At 57.3% G+C, this 18695-nt stretch carries 17 protein-coding genes; 10 read left to right on the top strand and 7 right to left on the bottom strand.

Annotated elements, in window-relative coordinates:
* The first annotated feature begins 191 nt into the window (after nucleotides 1-191).
* Nucleotides 192-416 (top strand): DUF7455 domain-containing protein, encoded by a 225-nt coding sequence (locus ACT3UQ_RS10020; RefSeq protein ID WP_096286423.1) that lies wholly within the window; start codon nucleotides 192-194, stop codon nucleotides 414-416.
* Between the two features lie 156 nt (nucleotides 417-572).
* Here the strand turns inward: ACT3UQ_RS10020 and ACT3UQ_RS10025 are convergent, their stop codons facing one another.
* The 4 genes from ACT3UQ_RS10025 to ACT3UQ_RS10040 all read right to left on the bottom strand — a co-directional run bounded on the left by ACT3UQ_RS10025 (nucleotide 573) and on the right by ACT3UQ_RS10040 (nucleotide 5446).
* Nucleotides 573-1802, bottom strand: a complete 1230-nt coding sequence (locus tag ACT3UQ_RS10025) for an RNA polymerase sigma factor (protein WP_105552403.1) — start codon at nucleotides 1800-1802, stop codon at nucleotides 573-575.
* 252 nt (nucleotides 1803-2054) lie between these two features.
* Nucleotides 2055-3158: a DUF4192 family protein gene (locus ACT3UQ_RS10030; RefSeq protein ID WP_181148230.1), complete on the bottom strand. Its 1104-nt coding sequence runs from the start codon at nucleotides 3156-3158 to the stop codon at nucleotides 2055-2057.
* Nucleotides 3159-3224: 66 nt separating this feature from the next.
* Nucleotides 3225-4493 (bottom strand): MFS transporter, encoded by a 1269-nt coding sequence (locus ACT3UQ_RS10035; protein ID WP_105552405.1) that lies wholly within the window; start codon nucleotides 4491-4493, stop codon nucleotides 3225-3227.
* Nucleotides 4490-5446, bottom strand: coding sequence for a proteasome assembly chaperone family protein (locus tag ACT3UQ_RS10040; RefSeq protein ID WP_444637065.1), 957 nt, complete (start codon nucleotides 5444-5446; stop codon nucleotides 4490-4492). The genes ACT3UQ_RS10035 and ACT3UQ_RS10040 overlap by 4 nt, the downstream gene beginning before the upstream one ends.
* A gap of 245 nt (nucleotides 5447-5691) precedes the next feature.
* Between ACT3UQ_RS10040 and ACT3UQ_RS10045 the strand changes: the two genes are divergently transcribed.
* From ACT3UQ_RS10045 to ACT3UQ_RS10060, 4 genes are all read left to right on the top strand, one after another.
* Nucleotides 5692-7206 (top strand): leucyl aminopeptidase, encoded by a 1515-nt coding sequence (locus tag ACT3UQ_RS10045; RefSeq protein ID WP_105552407.1) that lies wholly within the window; start codon nucleotides 5692-5694, stop codon nucleotides 7204-7206.
* A gap of 257 nt (nucleotides 7207-7463) precedes the next feature.
* Nucleotides 7464-8843 carry a dihydrolipoyl dehydrogenase gene (gene lpdA / locus ACT3UQ_RS10050; RefSeq protein ID WP_096286435.1) on the top strand — a complete coding sequence of 460 codons (1380 nt, stop codon included), beginning with the start codon at nucleotides 7464-7466 and terminating at the stop codon, nucleotides 8841-8843.
* 157 nt (nucleotides 8844-9000) lie between these two features.
* The gene (sucB, locus tag ACT3UQ_RS10055) at nucleotides 9001-10737 is read left to right on the top strand and encodes a 2-oxoglutarate dehydrogenase, E2 component, dihydrolipoamide succinyltransferase (protein WP_105568882.1); all 1737 of its coding nucleotides are present in this window, start codon (nucleotides 9001-9003) and stop codon (nucleotides 10735-10737) included.
* 108 nt (nucleotides 10738-10845) lie between these two features.
* Nucleotides 10846-11196 carry a hypothetical protein gene (locus ACT3UQ_RS10060; RefSeq protein WP_096286439.1) on the top strand — a complete coding sequence of 117 codons (351 nt, stop codon included), beginning with the start codon at nucleotides 10846-10848 and terminating at the stop codon, nucleotides 11194-11196.
* Nucleotides 11197-11268: 72 nt separating this feature from the next.
* On the opposite strand, the gene ACT3UQ_RS10065 is transcribed toward ACT3UQ_RS10060, so the two are convergent.
* Nucleotides 11269-12657: a serine/threonine-protein kinase gene (locus tag ACT3UQ_RS10065; RefSeq protein WP_444637066.1), complete on the bottom strand. Its 1389-nt coding sequence runs from the start codon at nucleotides 12655-12657 to the stop codon at nucleotides 11269-11271.
* Nucleotides 12658-12888: 231 nt separating this feature from the next.
* Here ACT3UQ_RS10065 and lipB point away from each other — a divergent pair, with 231 nt between their 5' ends.
* The 3 genes from lipB (at nucleotide 12889) to ACT3UQ_RS10080 (ending at nucleotide 15472) form a co-directional block, all read left to right on the top strand.
* On the top strand, nucleotides 12889-13536 hold the full coding sequence (gene lipB / locus ACT3UQ_RS10070) for a lipoyl(octanoyl) transferase LipB (RefSeq protein WP_105552410.1): 648 nt from the start codon (nucleotides 12889-12891) through the stop codon (nucleotides 13534-13536).
* Nucleotides 13537-13568: 32 nt separating this feature from the next.
* Complete coding sequence (lipA, locus tag ACT3UQ_RS10075; RefSeq protein WP_105552411.1) at nucleotides 13569-14570, top strand: lipoyl synthase; 1002 nt, start codon at nucleotides 13569-13571, stop codon at nucleotides 14568-14570.
* A 158-nt stretch (nucleotides 14571-14728) separates the two neighbouring features.
* The gene (locus ACT3UQ_RS10080) at nucleotides 14729-15472 is read left to right on the top strand and encodes a DUF4191 domain-containing protein (protein ID WP_105568880.1); all 744 of its coding nucleotides are present in this window, start codon (nucleotides 14729-14731) and stop codon (nucleotides 15470-15472) included.
* A gap of 68 nt (nucleotides 15473-15540) precedes the next feature.
* On the opposite strand, the gene ACT3UQ_RS10085 is transcribed toward ACT3UQ_RS10080, so the two are convergent.
* Nucleotides 15541-15978, bottom strand: coding sequence for an RDD family protein (locus tag ACT3UQ_RS10085; RefSeq protein WP_105649565.1), 438 nt, complete (start codon nucleotides 15976-15978; stop codon nucleotides 15541-15543).
* Nucleotides 15979-16218: 240 nt separating this feature from the next.
* Here ACT3UQ_RS10085 and glnA point away from each other — a divergent pair, with 240 nt between their 5' ends.
* Both glnA and ACT3UQ_RS10095 read left to right on the top strand, forming a co-directional pair.
* Nucleotides 16219-17643 carry a type I glutamate--ammonia ligase gene (glnA, locus tag ACT3UQ_RS10090; protein ID WP_105552414.1) on the top strand — a complete coding sequence of 475 codons (1425 nt, stop codon included), beginning with the start codon at nucleotides 16219-16221 and terminating at the stop codon, nucleotides 17641-17643.
* A 141-nt stretch (nucleotides 17644-17784) separates the two neighbouring features.
* Nucleotides 17785-18153 (top strand): hypothetical protein, encoded by a 369-nt coding sequence (locus ACT3UQ_RS10095; RefSeq protein ID WP_146112412.1) that lies wholly within the window; start codon nucleotides 17785-17787, stop codon nucleotides 18151-18153.
* Here ACT3UQ_RS10095 and ACT3UQ_RS10100 read toward each other — a convergent pair.
* A complete protein-coding gene (locus ACT3UQ_RS10100) occupies nucleotides 18150-18653 on the bottom strand; it encodes a nucleoside deaminase (RefSeq protein WP_258133468.1) in 504 nt (167 codons plus the stop codon). The two genes, ACT3UQ_RS10095 and ACT3UQ_RS10100, sit on opposite strands and share 4 nt — an antisense overlap.
* Nucleotides 18654-18695: the final 42 nt, after the last annotated feature.

Consider the following 18695-nt stretch of genomic DNA (forward strand, 5'->3'; position numbering starts at 1 on the left):
AATGAACTAGATATCATTCTACTCGTTTATGTGTTCGAACTTGGTGCTATCGCCCGGACGGTAATTCTCCCGAGTCGTCATCGAAAGTTCTCCACAAACGCTACGCGGTGAGCGAAAGCACCTCGATTTGGGGATAAAGTCAAGGCCAAAGCTGGTTGTATAGATTGAACATCGATTTAAGGAGGCTGGCAATGACTACTACTACCACTAGTCGTGAACTAAATGCCCTCGACCGGTGCGACCGATGCGGCGCACAGGCTTATGTACGGGCTGTGCTGGCTTCGAACAGCGGAGAATTACTCTTCTGTGCCCACCACGCACGCTCCGTGGAACCCAAGCTGCGCCCAATCACTTCGGTCTGGCAGGACGAGTCGGCACGACTTTACGAAAAGCCAAAGGTCGACATCAACGACTAAACAACTAGGACCTAGGTCCTATTCAACAGAAGGGTGATCCAGCCGATGCTGGATCGCCCTTCTTGTTTTAAGCGCTTCCTCCCCGCGCTACAGCTTAAAAAGAAATGCGGTCGCAGTATCCTCCATTGGGATATTGCGACCGCATGACGTCAAAATTTAGTCTAGGTAGTCACGCAGAACCTGTGAACGCGATGGGTGGCGCAGCTTCGACATGGTCTTCGACTCGATCTGACGAATACGCTCACGGGTGACACCGTAAACCTTGCCGATTTCGTCTAAGGTCTTCGGCTGACCGTCGGTCAGGCCAAAGCGCATAGCTACAACGCCTGCTTCACGTTCGGACAGGGTGTCCAGAACCGAGTGCAGCTGTTCCTGCAACAAGGTGAAGGAAACCGCATCGGCCGGAACGACCGCTTCGGAGTCTTCGATCAAGTCACCGAATTCAGAGTCGCCATCTTCACCCAGCGGGGTGTGTAGCGAGATTGGTTCGCGACCGTATTTCTGAACTTCAACAACCTTTTCAGGGGTCATGTCCAGTTCCTTGGCCAACTCTTCTGGAGTCGGTTCGCGGCCCAGATCCTGAAGCATCTGTCGCTGTACACGCGCCAGCTTATTGATGACTTCAACCATGTGGACCGGGATACGAATGGTACGTGCCTGGTCGGCCATGGCGCGGGTAATGGCCTGGCGGATCCACCAGGTCGCGTAGGTGGAGAACTTGAATCCCTTGGTGTAGTCGAACTTCTCGACCGCACGGATCAGACCCAGGTTACCTTCCTGAATCAAGTCCAAGAAGAGCATCCCACGCCCGGTGTAGCGCTTTGCCAGCGAAACAACGAGACGAAGGTTCGCCTCAAGTAGGTGATTCTTTGCGATCTTGCCGTCGTGGATGATCTGCTCGTAGTCCCAGCGCAAGCGCTGATCGATTGAGCCGTCATCTTTGGAAAGCTTATCGGTAGCGAAAAGCCCTGCTTCGATACGCAGAGCCAAGTCGACTTCCTGCTCTGCGTTCAGCAGCGCGACCTTACCGATCTGCTTCAGGTAGTCCTTGACCGGGTCGGCGGTTGCACCTGCAACCATGACCTGCTGCTGCGGAGCATCATCATCGGCGGAAGACAAGGTGAATCCCTTGGATTCCTCTTCCGGCTTTGCCGAGCCGTCCTTGGCGCCAGCTGCGTCAGTGGCACCCGACTCAGCATCGTCTTCGGACTCTTCAGAACCCTGCTCGACGTCCGACTCCTCGGAAGTTGCAGTCTTCTTTGCGCGAGGCTTAGCCTTCGCACGGGTAGCGCGCTTTTTCGCGACAGGAGTTTCTGCCGTTTCCTCGGCCTCTGCGGCCTCAGCCTCAGTAACCTTACGATTAGCGTTCGTCTCAGAAGATGACACGAATAACCTTTCTAACGATGCGTTCCGGATGCACCTGCCGGTAACACCACTATGACCCTGTCAAGTCCGAATGCGCTGTATCAGTGACTCAACGCGACGGCGGGTACATTGATAACAACGCACCAACCACGTCTAATGTTCCCAAAAACTACGTTTCTGGAACCTAGACAACTCGAACCTAACCGGGTCTGTTTTTTCATTATCCACTAATTCGCCCACAGACACCACTTGACCCGGTCACCCGCGCGTCCGCTAACCCAGCTGGGCACGCCAGGCACGTAGTTCGTCCGTCGCCCATTCGGGCATCGATCCGCGATTCATCAGCTCTCGAAGGAGCTGGGCTAGCCGGTAGTCTCCCTGCTCGCTTAGGACTCGATCGAGCAAAGCGATGGCCATGGTGCCTCGCCCGCGAGCCCATTCGATCCAAGCCAGGATACACATCAAGGCGTGACGTTCACCGTCAATCGCAACACCGAGCAGATCGCGAGAAACCAACCATAGCCGTTCCAATCGTTTCCAGTCCGGGCTCTGCCACCCTCGTCCCAAGAGAAAATCTGCCAAGGGTTTAACCTGCTCGCCCTCATTGCCAACGCACAATTGTTTGGACATTTCTATGGTTTGCGCCGCACCGACACCAGCAAGAAAAGGTAGTAGATCACGCACGAGACGAATTCTCAGGCCGGCCAGCATGCGTGCGCTGCTCAGCGAACTCGAATGAATGCGTTCTAGTGCTTCTTCATCGCTCAGGTTCAATACTTCTGCCCAATCGTCGAGGCTGTCCACCAGGTCATCGCCAAATGCGCCGGTGAGCTCTTGGACTTCTGCCGCGTTAGCCCACGTTGCTATTCCGGTTCCGTCCCAAGGGTGGTCCAACGGAGCAGAACCGGCAAGGACCAGCGACAGGTTGGTTTCTCCCAGCGCGATGTCTGGCCGCGGGAAAGCTACACCGACGTCGCCGTCGTCGTAGTCCCAGACTTTTTCGCGGCAAAGGCACCAGGCTTGTCGCAGTTGAATGCCCTGCGGGTCAAAGGCTTCTTCGAGTTCGCAGATCATTTGCTGATAGGGAATCTCCTCTGCGATTTTGATGTCTCCCGGTGCGTATACCACTGCGACAACACTGCGCACCTGCGGAAGTCGTCGAAGCAAGCTGAGCACCTGCGCGACCCACGGCTGGCGGTCAACTTCATGAATTTCGCTGGGCAGGTCAACACGAAGCGTCGCTTCGAGGCGTTGGCCGACGATCAGTAGGAGCACCATCGACTTTTGCGGGTGAAAGCCAAGGGCATGAGGAATATAGGCGAGTACGTCATCGCAATCAGACAACGAGAGGGGCTGCCGTTCGGGTGTAGTAGTCATAACCCCACGATGCGTCCCAACAACCATTCCGGCCTGCAGTTCAGCGCGCGCTGTGGAGAAGTGTACCTACAGGATGTTGGCCGGCTGCCGTCTGGCCTTGCGCCGTTCGATCAGCATGAACGTCACCCCGATCGCCGCCATGACAAATTGCACCGACAACGCAATGCGGAAGGCCGGCAAATTGTAGAGCTCGCCCACCGACCCATTGGCCACATAAAGCCAGTCCATCACGACGCCGACCAGGTAGATGGTGACGAACCCGCCGAAGAACCCACCGGTATTGACCAGCCCAATGGCGGTACCCATGATGTTTGGTGGGTTGAAGGTCCGGGCAAAGTCGAACGCTATAACCGATGAAGGGCCACCAGCCGCCACCGCAACGAGCAAAATGATCAGCACCCATAACGGCGCTGCACCAGGCCAGAACAACACCACCGCCCACATGAACACCATGGCTCCAATAACGCCCAGGGCAAAGTTCGAGCGCTTTTGCGGATATCTGGCCGTCAATGCTCCGAGCAGTGGCCCGTATAAGACCGCAACCGCCACGAAAATCGACATCAACCCGGATGCGAAACCACCCTCGAGCCCCTGACCTTGAACTAGGAATGGGTACCCCCAGGTCAGCAAGAAGACATTGAGCATAAAGGAGGTGGTGAAGTGTGTCCAGAACCCAAGCCGGGTTCCGGGTTGCTTCCACGCGGTGGTTAATCGATCACGGGTACGCATCGGTGCGCTCTCGCTCAGATGCGCCCAGCCCGGACCATTGCGAATCAGCGATATCGCGATTAGCAAGCTTGCTAAAGCCAGACCGGACATAATTGAAAATGCCGGCGTCCATCCAAACTGCACCAAGATCAGATGAAAAGGAAAGAGGCTGACCAGTTGTCCGGCCTGCCCAAAGGTTCCTACCAGTTGTGTTAGTACGGGAATGCGCGAGCCGGAGAACCACAACGGCAGCAGCTTGAGTACCGAGACGAACACCATCGCGTCGCCCGACCCGACCAGGATTCTTCCGCCTAGCCCCATTGGAACGCTCGTTGAAATAGCCAAGAACGCTTGACCCATAGCCATCAACACCGAACCGGTGATGATCATGATGCGCGGTCCAACCTTGTCCAGCAGCAGTCCTACCGGAACCTGAGCGCCAGCGTAGACAACAAGCTGAACCACCGAAAATGACGCCAGGATTTGAGCGGTGGCGTCAAATCTTTCGGTGGCCTGAAGCCCTGCAACACCAAAACTTGTTCGTTGGGACACGGCCGCCATATAGGTAAATATTCCGGCACAAACCACCAACCAAGATCGCGCCGAGTTTAGGTGAGATTGAATCACTGGTCAGGGTCACCCGATGCGGAGTCCGCTCCCCCGGACTTTCCGTTGGCGTTCAACCAGTCGGCGCTGTCCTCGATTGTGGCCAGGAAGTCTTCAACACTTGCCCCCAGCTCCTCGGCATTTGGCATTTTTTCGTCTTCGTCCAACAGCAGCGAACGGCGCTCGTGGTCTTGCGCGTGCTCGTCAAAGCGCTTTTCAAAACCGAGCACCATTTGCTTGACTTCGTTGCTGCCTTCGATCTGTTCGGCAAGCTGAGATTCGATCAACCGGGCCGCTTCGCGCAACTTCTCCGTGGGAAGTGCCAGCTTCAGCGCGGCACCCACATGCTCCAAGGCAGCCACGGCAACCGCCGGATATTCGGATTCGGCCAGGTAGTGCGGGGTGTGCAACGAATAGCCTACGACGTCGCGGCCCGCGTCATTCAGGCGGATCTCCAAGAGCGCCATCAGCCCCGATGGGGTTTCGGCAGTAGGGGCCCACGTGGAGATATTTTCGGTGAGATCCTTGCGGTTTCCGTGTGCTGTCACTCCCACTGGGCGGGTGTGTGGCACAGGCATAGGCAGCGACACGGTGCCGGTCACCAATTGCACGTTGAACGCGTCGATAAAGTTGAGCAACTCGGCGATGGTGCGTTCCCAACGCAGATCTGGTTCGACTCCGGTGAGGAACCAGAACTTCCGGTCCAATGCGTCGGTCATCAGGTAGATTTCGATGCGCGGCTCTTGATAGCCGGCGAAGTGGTCGCCGAGGAAAGACACCCGCGGGCGCTGGGCGCTGTAGACAACAAGCTCATCCGCGTCAAAACTGGCATAGAGTTCAGAATTCAAATTTCCGAAGAGCTCATTGCATACCAAGTCATGGGCATGGCCCGCGTCAGATACGCTACGCAACGAAACGTACATCCCTAGACCCTGCAGACTCGGATCGTCCAAGTTAGTGCTGACCAGAGTCATCAACGGATCCTTGGACATTCTCACCTCAATCGTTTTCGGTACCGCCAAACAGAGGCGATTACTTAAAGCTCAAGAACTTATCCTATCCGTTCAGCCTTTCGCTCGCTGTGAAGTATCGCACGCCGAGCTCAAACCTCGGCTAACATCGGGTGTAGGAAACACTCAGCTCACCGGCACCATCCACCGGTTATTCTCGCGGGCTGAACCGTCCTTAGACCCTACAAAGGCATAGAAGGAATGATTTTGTGATCAACTCCAGTGATCTCACGTTGACCGCCATTGGTGCAGACATCAAACGTAAAAACGCCGACGCCCTCATTTTGGGCGTGCTGAAAAACGGCGACAAGGTATCCATCGCCGCTTCACCCCTCGCGGCAGAAACCACCACCGCTCTGGAACAGTCGCTGGCCGCGCTGAACGTTGCCGGTTCTGCCGACGAAGCAACCGTGCTTCCAGCAATTGACGGCATCAAGGTCAAGACGATCATGTGCATCGGCTTGGGAGTGAAGGATCTCTCCGAGCTCAACGACGAGAAGTTGCGTCGCGCCGCCGGATCGGCAGCACGCCAGCTTTCCCACGCCAAGACCGCGATCTTCGCCTTGCCTGCCGACACGCTCGAGCAAGTTTCAGCAGTGGCCGAAGGCGTAGCCCTGGGCGCATACCGCTTCGAGAACTTCCGTTCGAAGAAGAACGACAAGCCAGTCCTTGGCGAGGCATTCATCGCCACCGCGGTCGCAACCTCCAAGGATCTGCCAGCCCTGCTCAAGCGCGCCGCGGTTATCGGCCGCGCCGTGCGTGGCACCCGAGATCTGATCAACACCCCGGCCAATATCTTGTACCCGGAAACCTTCGCCACCGCGGTGAAGGACTACTCCAAGTCACTGCCGTTGAAGGTCACCATCTTTGATGAGAAGCGCCTGACCAAGGAAGGCTTCGGCGGACTGATGGGCGTTGGTGGCGGCTCGGCCCGCCAGCCGCGCATGGTCAAGGTCGAGTATTCCCCGGCCAAGGCCGCCAAGCACCTGGCACTGGTGGGCAAGGGCATTACCTTTGACACCGGTGGCATCTCGATCAAACCAGCCGCGGGCATGCACGCGATGAAGTCCGATATGTCCGGCGCCGCGGCAGTTTTCCACACCATCGCCGCGGTATCGGAGCTTGGCCTCGACGTGAAGGTCACCGCGTGGCTGTGCCTGGCTGAGAACATGCCAGGCGGTGCTTCGACGCGTCCCGGAGACGTACTGACCATGCTCGGCGGGAAGACTGTCGAAGTGCTCAACACCGACGCCGAAGGGCGCCTGGTCATGGCCGACGGTTTGGTAGCGGCCAGCCAGGAGAATCCGGATGTAGTGATCGACATTGCCACGTTGACCGGTGCACAGATGCTCGCATTGGGCCTGCGCACCGCCGGTGTCATGGGCAACGAGCAGGTACGTAACGATTTGGTCGCAGCCTCGGATGCAGTGGGCGAGCTCGCCTGGGGTATGCCGCTTCCGGAAGAGCTCCGTCCAAGCATCGATTCCCAGGTCGCCGATCTGGCCAACATTGGAGAGCGCATGGGCGGGATGATGACCGCTGCGGTCTTCCTGGAAGAATTTGTGGGCGAAACCGACGGTCAGAAGATTCCTTGGGCGCACATCGACTTTGCTGGTCCGGCCTTCAACGAGGGTTCGCCATGGGGCTACACCCCTAAGAACGGCACCGGCTCGCAGGTCCGCACCTTGGTCGCCTACGCCGAGAAGATGTCTGGCACCCGCTAGAAATGCCTTTTTCGACACATCCCGGTGCGTGCGATGTCATAGCCCAATGCGCCGGGATGTGTGCCAAAATACGAGATATGGCCGACTTTTAGCCAGCTCAAGATGACTCTGGTGCTTTGGCGGTACTAAGGTAAGTTTTGAAACATCACCGGTGAATTAATTGGCTCGCGCCCCGTGCGAGAGTTAGTCCAGTTCACCACCCGATCTCCAGGTCGGCCATGGCCGACCTCACTTAGCTATTACGAGGGAGCGTTCACGTGGCCGATTCGGCAGCAACGCAAGAATTTGATGTCCTCATCCTCGGCGGTGGTTCCGCTGGATACTCGGTCGCTTTACGCGCCATCCAGTTGGGCTTCACCGTTGGATTGATCGAGAAGGAAAAGGTCGGCGGCACCTGCTTGCACACCGGCTGTATCCCAACCAAGGCGTACCTGCACGCAGCAGAGCTCGCCGAAAACGCTCGCGAAGGTGCCAAGTACGGCATCAACTCCTCCCTCGAGTCAATTGACCTGGGCGGAGTACGCAAGTACAAGGACGGCATCGTCGCCGGCAAGCACAAGGGTCTTCAGGGTCTACTGAAGATGAAGAAAGTCAACGTTATCGAAGGTAGCGGACGACTGGTCTCCAAGGACACTATCGAGGTTGATGGCGTTCCGTACAAGGGCAAGAACATCGTTCTCGCGACCGGTTCGACCTCCAAGACCTTCGGTCTGGAAATCGGTGGACGCGTGCTGACCAGCACCGAAGCGCTGAACATGGTTGACATGCCAAAGAGCGCCATTGTGCTTGGTGGCGGTGTTATCGGTGTTGAGTTCGCCTCCGTCTGGAAGTCCTTCGGCGTCGACGTGACCATTGTTGAGGGCCTACCTTCACTGGTTCCAAACGAAGACCCAGCAATCATCAAGAACCTCGAGCGCTCCTTCAAGAAGCGCGGCATCAAGTTCAACACCGGTGTCTTCTTCGAGAAGGTCGAGCAGGATGCCGACGGCGTCAAGGTCTCCCTAGCCGACGGCAAGACCCTCGAAGCCGAGATTGTCCTCGTGGCCGTCGGCCGTGGCCCGGTCACCGAGAACATGGGCTTCGAAGAGCAGGGCATCACCCTCGATCGCGGTTTCGTGATCCCTAATGAGCGCCTGCACACCGGCGTGGGCAACATCTACGCCATCGGCGATATGGTCCCTGGCGTTCAGTTGGCACACCGCGGTTACCAGCACGGCATCTTTGTCGCCGAAGAAATCGCTGGCCAGAACCCAACCATCGTCGAAGACATCAACATTCCAAAGGTAACTTTCTGCGAGCCAGAAATCGCCTCGGTCGGCTACTCCGAGCCTGCCGCAAAGGAGAAGTTCGGCGAGGACCAGATCGAAACCACCGAGTACAACTTGGCTGGCAACGGCAAGTCCTCGATCTTGGGCACCTCCGGCCTGATCAAGATGGTCCGCGTCAAGAACGGCCCAATCGTGGGCGTTCACGGCATCGGCGGCCGTATCGGCGAGCAGATCGGTGAAGCACAGCTGATCGTGAACTGGGAAGCCTACCCGGAGGATGTTGCACAGCTCATCCATGCACACCCAACGCAGAACGAGTCGCTGGGCGAAGCCGCAATGGCTTTGGCCGGCAAGCCACTTCACGGCTAATTACGCTGTTGGTCACCGGGTAGTGCGTTCACACACACCCTACCCGGTGCACTAAGCTCGGAGGCAACGCCTCCATTCATCGGTTTTGGGTGTTCAACCGTTTAAATTGCGCACCCAAACCACACTTCAAGCTTTATTTAAGAGGAGATACGGGAAGATGTCTGAGACCGTAAACCTGCCCGCACTGGGTGAAAGCGTTACCGAGGGTACGGTAACCCGTTGGCTGAAACAGGTCGGCGACCGCGTTGAGGTTGATGAGCCGTTGGTGGAAGTTTCCACCGACAAGGTCGATACCGAGGTTCCATCACCTGTCGCTGGTGTTATCGAAGAAATTTTCGTCGCCGAAGATGAGGAAGCCGAAGTAGGCGCTCCTCTGGTTCGTATCGGTGATGGCTCAGGTTCCGACGCCGCGGCGCCGGAGGCTCCTGCAGCTGAAGAGGCTCCGGCCGCCGAAGAGGCGCCTGCGGCCAAGGAGGAAGCTCCTGCTGCTCCAGCAGCCGACGAAGCCCCTGCAGCAGCACCTGCTGCAGCAGACTCCGCTTCGGGCACCGAGGTCACCCTCCCAGCTCTGGGCGAATCGGTCACCGAAGGTACCGTTACCCGCTGGTTGAAGGAAGTTGGCGAAGAGGTCGCTGTAGACGAGCCACTGCTCGAGGTCTCCACCGACAAGGTAGACACCGAAGTTCCTTCGCCAGTTGCCGGCACCCTGCTGGAAATCCGTGTTGCCGAAGACGACACCGCCGAAGTTGGTGCCGTTCTCGCAGTGATCGGTGCTGCGGGCGCTGCTCCGGCCGCCAAGGAAGAAGCACCTGCCGCTCCAGCACCAGCTGCGAAGGAAGAAGCTCCAGCCGCTCCAGCACCAGCTGCGAAGGAAGAAGCTCCAGCCGCTCCAGCACCGGCCGCGAAGGAAGAAGCACCAGCCGCTGCTCCTGCTCCTGCTGCCGCCGAAAACAACAGCGACGCTGGCTACGTCACCCCACTGGTGCGTCGTTTGGCCAACCAGCACGAAATCGACATCGCTTCCGTCAAGGGCACCGGCGTTGGTGGACGTATTCGCAAGCAAGACGTCCTTGACGCAGTAGCTGCCAAGGAAGCCGCCGCCGCACCGGCTGCTGCGCCTGCCGCTCCTGCGGCCGCTAAGCCGGCCGCCCCGGTTGTCGAGGCATCCTCGTTGCGCGGTACCTCCGAGAAGGCTCCACGTATCCGTCAGGTAATCGCCCGTCGTATGCGTGAGTCCCTTGAGGTCTCCACCCAGCTGACTCAGGTTCACGAGATTGACATGACCCGCGTGGTCAAGCTGCGCGCTTCTGCCAAGAACAATTTCAAGGCAGTCAATGGCGTCAACCTGACCTACCTGCCATTCATCGCCAAGGCAGTTGCCGAAGCCTTGAAGGCTCACCCGAAGCTGAACGCCGAGTACAACGAAGAGACTCAGCAGATCACCTACCACAATGCCGAGCATCTGGCGTTTGCGGTAGACACCGACAAGGGCCTGCTGGTTCCTGTTGTGTCGAACGCTGGCGATCTGAATCTGGCTGGCATGGCTTCGCGGATTGCTGACGTCGCAGAGCGCACCCGCACCAACAAGATTGGTCCGGATGAGCTTTCCGGTGGAACTTTCTCGATCACCAACATCGGCTCGGTCGGAGCACTGTTCGATACCCCGATCATCAACCAGCCGCAGGTAGCAATCCTGGGTACCGGTGCGATCGTGAAGCGCCCAATGGTCATCACCGATGCCGATGGTAACGATTCGATCGCCATCCGTCACATGATGTACCTCTGCCTGACCTACGATCACCGTCTGGTTGACGGCGCCGATGCAGGTCGATTCCTGCAGACTCTCAAGGCCCGCCTTGAGGGTGGCGCTTTCGAAGGCGACCTGGGTCTGTAAAGTCGTCGATCGACTTTCGCAAGCTAGGTAAACGATCGCCCCTTCCGTTCATCCGGGAGGGGCGATCGTCGTTTCTACAATTCGTCGAAAATCAATTAGGCTTGAGTTATGGACTTCCTAACTCTTATCCTTGTTTTCTTGCATATTCTCGGTGCGGCAGCGATCTTCGGTGGCTGGCTGGCAAACTTCAAGACCCCTACCGTGAATGTTTGGCAGTGGTATGGCGCGATTGCTCAGCTAATTACCGGTTTGGCTCTCGTTGGCATGGCCGAAGCAGGTGATGGCGACGTGAATCACATGAAGATTGGCGTCAAGGTTGTCATCGCCATCGCCATTCTCGTAGCGGCATTCATCGGTCGCAAGAAGGTCAAGGCCGGCGAAGAGGTTTCGACCGGGATTGCGCACGCAACCGGCGGCCTGGCATTGATCAATATCGCGATCGCGACTCTCTGGGTCTAAGCTACGAGGCAGTCTTGTAGCTCCAGGCAAAGGCGAGGCACCCCGAAGGCAATTCGGGCTGCCTCGCCTTTGTCATGCCTCGCGGCTGAGCACCTTTCCAATTTTCCAGTTCCCCTCAATCAGCTTCAGTTCCACTTCGATACGTTCCCGCGTGCCACGGGCCACCTGATGGACCACACGGTTCGCTGAATCCACATAGTCGTAGGCTTCCTGAGTGGATGTCGCACGTAGTATCACGGTGTCTGGTTGCGCACGGGCAGTCACCGAGATATCTTCCAAGCGGGTAGCTAATCCATTGATTCCCAGCTTCAGTGAGTCCAAGCGTTCAAGCGTTTGCTGGTCCCTTTGGAATTGCTCGGAGGCGGGCGGATAAATCGCTGACAATGCTTTGAGGTCCTCGGACTCTAAGGCCGCATCCCGTTCGCGTGAAAGCTTGATGAAACTGGCTATCACCGTCTCAGCGGAGAACGCGCAGGCAGGAACCACGGCGCCGTCCAGGATCCGGCATGGTTCACGACGCTCCTGTGTTTGCGACAGGGTCCCCGACTCCGATTGCCCGCGCTCCCCCACTAGATTTACACCGAGGAAGCTCACGCCCACGAGCGCTACCCCTCCAGCGACAGCCAGATAGACCTTGGCGCGCCCTGGGGTTCGGCGTAATTCATGCATACGCCATTCGGGTGCGGCATAGTCTTTTTGACCCTTCTCAGCCTGGGGTCTTCTTGACCGCCTGCGCCGACGCCTACCGCGCACCTCGCTAGGGTGAACTGTGGCCATGAGATGAGTCGACTCCACCGGCGTGCACTGTTCCCAAGTGATGGCTTCAGCCTGCGCCGCAGCGAAGAGCGTCCTGGCGAATTGCTCCGCTGTCGGCCTCTGCACCGGATCTTGGTGCAGAGAATCAAGCAGGAGCTCATGGACCAGCGTGGGCACCGACGGGAAGATGACCGTGACAGGTGGACGCATATTCGGTTCTGGAGGAGCGGTTCCTTCAAGCAGGAACCAGAGGCACGCACCTAAGGAGTAAACGTCCTGCTCGCCGAGGCGTCCCTCAGGTTCGCGAGCGGAAACCTCAGGCGCCATAAACCCGGGAGTACCCGACCCGGGTGTCTGATCGATACCGGTTCGACTTTCTTGGAAATCGCCTAATTTCGGCATTCCATCGGCTGTCAACAACACATTGCCAGCCGAGACGTCGCCGTGGACTTGCCCAGTGGAGTGCAAGGCTGCCAGGGTTTGGGCTACCGGTGCCAAGGCCGTGACGCACTCTCCGAGAGAAAATGGTGCTCGTTCTTCGAGAAGTTGAGCCAAGCTTCCGCCGGGACAGTACTCCATCAGAATCCCCTCGCCCAACTGTGTCGAAAGGGTGCCGTAAAAATCTATGACATATTTCCTTGCGGATTCGACCTGCTTCTGACGCAGCGAACAGATACTTTCGGCGTTCGAAGAAAGTTTCAACACCATGTAACTCTGATCCGAGTCACGACGCATTAACCAAACTTTGCACGGTGACTTGGCCTTTAACGGACGAACCGTCACATATCCGGGGCAAGTTGGCCAGGCCAACAGATTGTTTGAATCATTCATGTTCCAGTTCTAACGCAAAGTACAGATTCTCGCCCCGGTTATCCACAGCTCAGCGCTTCTCAGCCAATTAGCGGGGCCTGTTGCAAAAGGCGTATGGTAACCACTATGGCGATCGAATTCGAACGAGTCGGACTCGGCACGGAGCTAATTCCATATATGCAAGCATGGGATTACCAGCAAAAATTGCACGATGCTGTAGCGGCCGATGAACAGACCCCGCGAGTCCTGTTTCTTGAACATGAGGCGGTCTATACCGCCGGCAAAAGGACCGAACCTGAAGACTTACCCCTAGATGGCACCCCCGTTGTTGATGTTGACCGTGGCGGGAAACTGACCTGGCATGGCCCCGGACAGCTCATCGGCTACCCGATCGTGAAGCTGAAGAAAATCAGTGCGATACGTTTGTACGTGGAGACCCTCGAAGAAGCGTTGATTAACGTTATAGATGAAATGGGCATCCCCACCGTTCAGGTCAAGGGGCGTTCAGGCGTTTGGGTCCCAGGCAAGGACGGCGAAGAAGACCGAAAGATAGCCGCCATTGGCATCCGCATCACCCGTGGAGTCACCATGCACGGTTTTGCGCTCAATTGCTCAAACGACCTGACCGCTTACGGCCAGATCATTCCCTGCGGAATTACCGATGCCGGCGTAACCACGATCTCCGAAGAACTAGGCCAGACGGTCTCCCCCAACGATGTCGTTGAGCGGGTGCAAGAGGAACTTGAACGTCTCCTCTCGCCACAAGTCGTCTAAGCAAAATATTACTAACGTAGAAGGACCCTCTAATGAGCATTGAACCTGAAGGCCGTCGACTGCTGCGCGTCGAAAAGCGCAACGCCCAGACGCCAGTTGAGCGTAAGCCCGAGTGGATCCGCGCCGAACTCAAGATCGGTCCCGAATATGTGGGCCTGAAAAATTTGGTGCAGTCCGAAGGCCTCCACACAGTATGTGAAGAAGCTGGCTGCCCCAATATTTTCGAGTGCTGGGAAGACCGCGAGGCATCGTTCCTTATCGGCGGTTCCGAATGCACCCGTCGTTGCGACTTCTGCCAGATTGACACCGGAAAGCCTGCTGCACTAGATCGTTCAGAGCCATTCAAGGTGGCCATGAGCGTGAAGAAGATGGATCTGCGTTACGCAACCGTCACCGGCGTGGCCCGCGATGATCTCGAAGATGAAGGTGTCTGGCTGTACGCCGAGACGGTACGCCAGATCCACAAGATGAACCCGACCACCGGAGTCGAGCTGCTCATCCCCGATTTCTCCGGAAAACCGGATAACCTCGACGCCATTTGCGATTCGAAGCCTGAAGTCTACGCACACAATGTGGAAACCGTCCCGCGTATTTTTAAGCGCATCCGTCCGGCTTTCCGCTACGAACGCTCCATGGATGTCATCACCCACGGTCGGAACCGCGGTTTGATCACCAAGTCGAACCTGATTCTGGGCATGGGCGAAACGCGTGAGGAGATTTCCGAAGCAATGCGCGACCTGCATGAGGCAGGCTGCGATCTGCTGACGATCACCCAGTACCTACGCCCAACCGAACGTCACCTTCCGGTCGATCGCTGGGTCAAGCCACAGGAATTCTTGGAGCTGCAGCAAGAAGCCGAGGAACTCGGTTTTGCCGGCGTCATGTCCGGGCCATTGGTTCGTTCCTCATACCGCGCGGGACGACTCTGGGCTGGCGCCATGCGCAAGAAGGGTCGCGAGATCCCAGAATCCCTTTCCCACATCGAATCCTCGGGTACCACCCGTCAGGAAGCTGCTTCGCTGCTTAACCGCTGAGCCCAACGAGATGTTCAAGCGTTCGGATCCAATAGCCGTAAAACCCGGCTGTTGGGTCCGAATTCATGTTGTGCAGCGCACCGCGCGAACCCTCCGGATTCGCCCGGAATTCCTCCGAAGAAAAATAAGCCAGCCGGATCGCGTAGAATTGAAGCACTATGGCCAAAAACTCCGATAACGATGCGGCCGCGCAACAGAAGCGTGGTCTGTTTTCGCGTAAACCAAAAGCTGAAAAACAAAATAAAGAGCCCGGGCGCCTAAAGCAAATGGTGCAGGTCTTCCAGATGACCCGCCGCAACGATCCGATGGTCGTTTGGTGGATGGTCCTGGCCTTCCTTGGCGTCATTGCCGTTGGACTGGTCATTGGTATCTTGATCAACAACTGGATCACGTTGCTGATTATCGCGATCCCGCTTGGCTTGCTCGCCGCCCTGTTCATCATGTCCCGTCGAGCCGAGAAGGCCGCGTTCGCGCAGCTTGAAGGCCGTCCGGGTGCCGCTGGCGCGGCGATGAGCGTACTGCGTCGCGGCTGGATCTTGAAGGATGAGCCAGTGGCGTTCAACCGCCACCAGGATCTGGTGTTCCTGGCGGTTGGCCGTCCCGGCGTCGTGCTGGTCACCGAAGGGCCAAGCAGCCGCGTGCGTGATCTGGTGGCGTCCGAACGCAAGCGTATTGCTCGCGTTCTGCCGAATGTTCCGATCCACGTGATCAACGCCGGCCAGGACGAAGACCAGACCGATCTGGTAGAAGTCAGCAAGAAGATGAAGAAGCTTCCGAAGGCAATCACCAAGCTGGAGATCAGCGCGGTAGACAAGCGACTAACCACGCTCACCGCCAACCGCCTGCCGATTCCCAAGGGCATCGACCCAAACCGAGCACGCCCTAACCGCCGAGCTCGCTAATCAGGCACAAAGAAAACCGCACTAGTTCGCTAGTGCGGTTTTTTTATGCCTGGATTCTTGAACGCGGACTAGCGGATATTCACCAGTACGCTTTTTCCTGCCCGGTCGTGGAAGCCGCGCTGATCCGCGTCCGAGAACAGAACCGGAATCACCAAGCACAACAGCACCGATCGAATGACCCCCGTGAGCGGCTTGATAGCCGTGCCATCCATGGATTGGACTTGCAGCCCAAAGGTCCGATGCCCAATGCTGTGGCCGGTGAAGCCAACGGCAATCATCTGGCCGGCACAGAACAATGCGAGCGTGGCGAGGTCGTTCAAGTTGAACAGCCACCAGCTCAGCAACATGGATAGTCCCCAGTCCACGCATAACGCGCCGAGCCGACGCGGCAACCGGCCGATCGACCCAGGCCCTTTTTCCGGGCGTCCCAAGCGCTGGCCCGGCCATTCTTGCGAGTTTAATTGCGGGGGGCCTTCGAGCCACGAGCTAAAGTCTTTGCGTTCCACATAACTAGTGTATCTGGGCGATCTGTGTGAATCTCATCAGTTTGTTACGCATCACAAAGCCACTACTGACCCGGTACGACGCGCCCGTACTTGCGCTTTGTAACGTAGCCGAAACAATCGAGACACCATTCAGAAACGGTTTCTAGGTAGGATTACTTGGTAAGCAAGAGAACTGATCAGATCAATTCGTATGATCGTTCCGTTTACCAAACCAATAACTCAACAGGGAGTCACCTGCACATGTTTACCAGCCCAGAAGAAGTCTTGGCATATATTGCCGAAGAGGACATCAAATTCGTTGATATCCGCTTCACCGATCTACCAGGCGTCCAGCAGCACTTCAACGTTCCGGCGAAGTCCGTGGATGCAGACTTCTTCGTCAACGGCCAGCTCTTCGATGGTTCATCCATTCGTGGTTTCGCTGGCATCTCTGATTCCGACATGCAACTGATCCCCGACGTCACCACCGGCTTCGTCGATCCGTTCCGTATCGAAAAGACCTTGGCCTTCAACTTCTCGATCATCAACCCACGCACCGGTGAGCCTTACCACCGCGATCCGCGTGGCGTAGCCGAGCGCGCCGAGGCTTACCTGGAATCGACCGGCATCGCCGACACCGCATTCTTCGCACCAGAGGCCGAATTCTTCATCTTCGAAGACGTCCGCTACGAATCCACCCCACAGGGTGCCTTCTACAAGGTCGACTCGGACGAGGCGCCTTGGAACACCGGCCGCAAGGAAGAGGGCGGCAACCAGGGGTACAAGACCCCTTACAAGGGTGGCTACTTCCCAGTGTCGCCAACCGATAAGCAGGCCGACCTGCGCGATGCGATCTGCGTCGAGCTGGACAACGTTGGCCTCGAAGTTGAACGCAGCCACCACGAGGTTGGCGCAGCCGGTCAGGCTGAGATCAACTATAAGTTCAACACCATGGTCCACGCGGCCGACGAGCTGATGCTCTTCAAGTACGTCGTGAAGAACGTTGCCGATGCTTGGGGCAAGTCCGCCACCTTCATGCCAAAGCCGGTCTTCGGCGATAACGGCTCGGGCATGCACGTGCACCAGTCGCTGTGGGCCAACGGCGATCCGCTGTTCTACGACGAAAAGGGCTACGCCGGCTTGTCCGATACCGCTCGTTGGTACATCGGCGGCCTGCTGAAGCACGCTTCTGCCGTGTTGGCATTCACCAACCCGACGGTGAACTCCTATCGCCGTCTGGTCAAGGGCTACGAAGCACCGGTCAACATGGTTTACTCGCAGGGCAACCGCTCCGCAGGTATCCGTATTCCAATCACCGGATCGAACCCTAAGGCCAAGCGCATCGAGTTCCGTGCACCGGATGCTTCCTCGAACCCTTACCTCGCATTCGCGGCTCAGCTGATGGCCGGCCTGGACGGCATCAAGAACCGCATTGAGCCTTCGGACCCAATCGACAAGGACCTCTACGAGCTTCCTGCCGAGGAAGCCAAGGACATCCAGCGCGCTCCAGAAAGCCTAGAAGAGGCTCTGAAGGCGTTGGAGGCCGACTACGAGTTCCTGCTCGAAGGTGGGGTATTCACCGAGGACCTGATCCGCACCTGGGTTGAGTACAAGCGTGAAAACGAAATCAAGCCACTGAGCCTGCGTCCGAACCCATACGAGTTCGAGCTCTACTACGGTTGCTAATTCCGTAACGGCTCTACGGAACCGTTAAGAATTCAAAACCTGTCCCGCGGACCTCTTGGTCCACGGGACAGGTTTTTTTCGTCTCGTCATTGCCACAACGGATCAATAGCCGATATGGCTGATCCGGTCTAGCCTTGTGCTATGGATACTTCGAACTGGCTCCCCGTTAAACGTGCCGATGGGGAAACCGTAGGATACCTAGAACCACTTGTTGCGTCCTACGATCGAGTCTGCCCGAGATCGGTATTGGGCCACCCTGTGATGGATTCATGCGACTATTTCCAGGGCGAAGAGTTGTTGACCGAGCGTGGCATCGGCGAGCTCATGAACCATTGGATGCTCCGCAATGCCGCTTCGGATAGGCACGGGCCGCTGTCTATTCTCGAAGTTTCCCCAGCAGGTATCGTCGTGGCCGATGCGCTGCTGACCAAGGCGCTGATGCCTACCGAAAGAATTCACCTGGCATGGCCCGATGTTGATGCCGCTCTGGTTCCCTACCCGCTGGACTAGTAGCTCGTCTTGTCTTCTTTGTCGGCCCATTCGGCGAAGACCGATGCAGCATCGGCCGAGGGAACATGGGTGAAGGGGATCAGTCGTTGACCCATCGGTTTATCCAGTTCCGTGTAAATAAGTTCGTCGTCAAATCCGATGCGAGCGGCATCTTGGCGCGTGTTTGCGTAATACACATGTTTAAACCGCGACCAGTAAATCGCACCGAGGCACATGGGACATGGCTCGCAACTGGTATAGAGCTCACATTCCGACAGGTCGAAGCTTTTAAGCTTCGCTCCGGCGTTGCGGACCGCGATCACCTCGGCATGGGCTGTCGGATCGTTCAGCTCGAGCACCATATTATTGCCCGTCGCAATCACCTCACCGTTGAGAACGACCACTGCCCCGAAAGGCCCTCCCTGGTTGGCTTGCATACCCTGACGCGACAGAGCGACCGCCTCGTCGAAAAATCGTTCGTCCATAGTTGCACCGCTTTCTACCTGCTTGAACCGCGCCATTTCCCGAATGTTGCATCCAATGGTGGCCCAATTGCCAGTCTA

It is taken from the genome of Glutamicibacter sp. AOP12-B1-11 (assembly GCF_052379245.1).
In the GTDB taxonomy this organism is placed as follows: domain Bacteria; phylum Actinomycetota; class Actinomycetes; order Actinomycetales; family Micrococcaceae; genus Glutamicibacter.

What these genes read in the sequence shown, in the direction of transcription:
- ACT3UQ_RS10020 (WP_096286423.1), top strand. Translation starts at nt 192, where the DNA reads ATGACTACTACTACCACTAGTCGTGAACTAAATGCCCTCGACCGGTGC.
- ACT3UQ_RS10030 (WP_181148230.1), bottom strand. Translation starts at nt 3,158, where the DNA reads ATGACTACTACACCCGAACGGCAGCCCCTCTCGTTGTCTGATTGCGAT.
- ACT3UQ_RS10040 (WP_444637065.1), bottom strand. Translation starts at nt 5,446, where the DNA reads ATGACTCTGGTCAGCACTAACTTGGACGATCCGAGTCTGCAGGGTCTA.
- sucB (WP_105568882.1), top strand. Translation starts at nt 9,001, where the DNA reads ATGTCTGAGACCGTAAACCTGCCCGCACTGGGTGAAAGCGTTACCGAG.
- ACT3UQ_RS10060 (WP_096286439.1), top strand. Translation starts at nt 10,846, where the DNA reads ATGGACTTCCTAACTCTTATCCTTGTTTTCTTGCATATTCTCGGTGCG.
- lipB (WP_105552410.1), top strand. Translation starts at nt 12,889, where the DNA reads ATGGCGATCGAATTCGAACGAGTCGGACTCGGCACGGAGCTAATTCCA.
- lipA (WP_105552411.1), top strand. Translation starts at nt 13,569, where the DNA reads ATGAGCATTGAACCTGAAGGCCGTCGACTGCTGCGCGTCGAAAAGCGC.
- ACT3UQ_RS10080 (WP_105568880.1), top strand. Translation starts at nt 14,729, where the DNA reads ATGGCCAAAAACTCCGATAACGATGCGGCCGCGCAACAGAAGCGTGGT.
- glnA (WP_105552414.1), top strand. Translation starts at nt 16,219, where the DNA reads ATGTTTACCAGCCCAGAAGAAGTCTTGGCATATATTGCCGAAGAGGAC.
- ACT3UQ_RS10095 (WP_146112412.1), top strand. Translation starts at nt 17,785, where the DNA reads ATGGATACTTCGAACTGGCTCCCCGTTAAACGTGCCGATGGGGAAACC.
- ACT3UQ_RS10100 (WP_258133468.1), bottom strand. Translation starts at nt 18,653, where the DNA reads ATGGCGCGGTTCAAGCAGGTAGAAAGCGGTGCAACTATGGACGAACGA.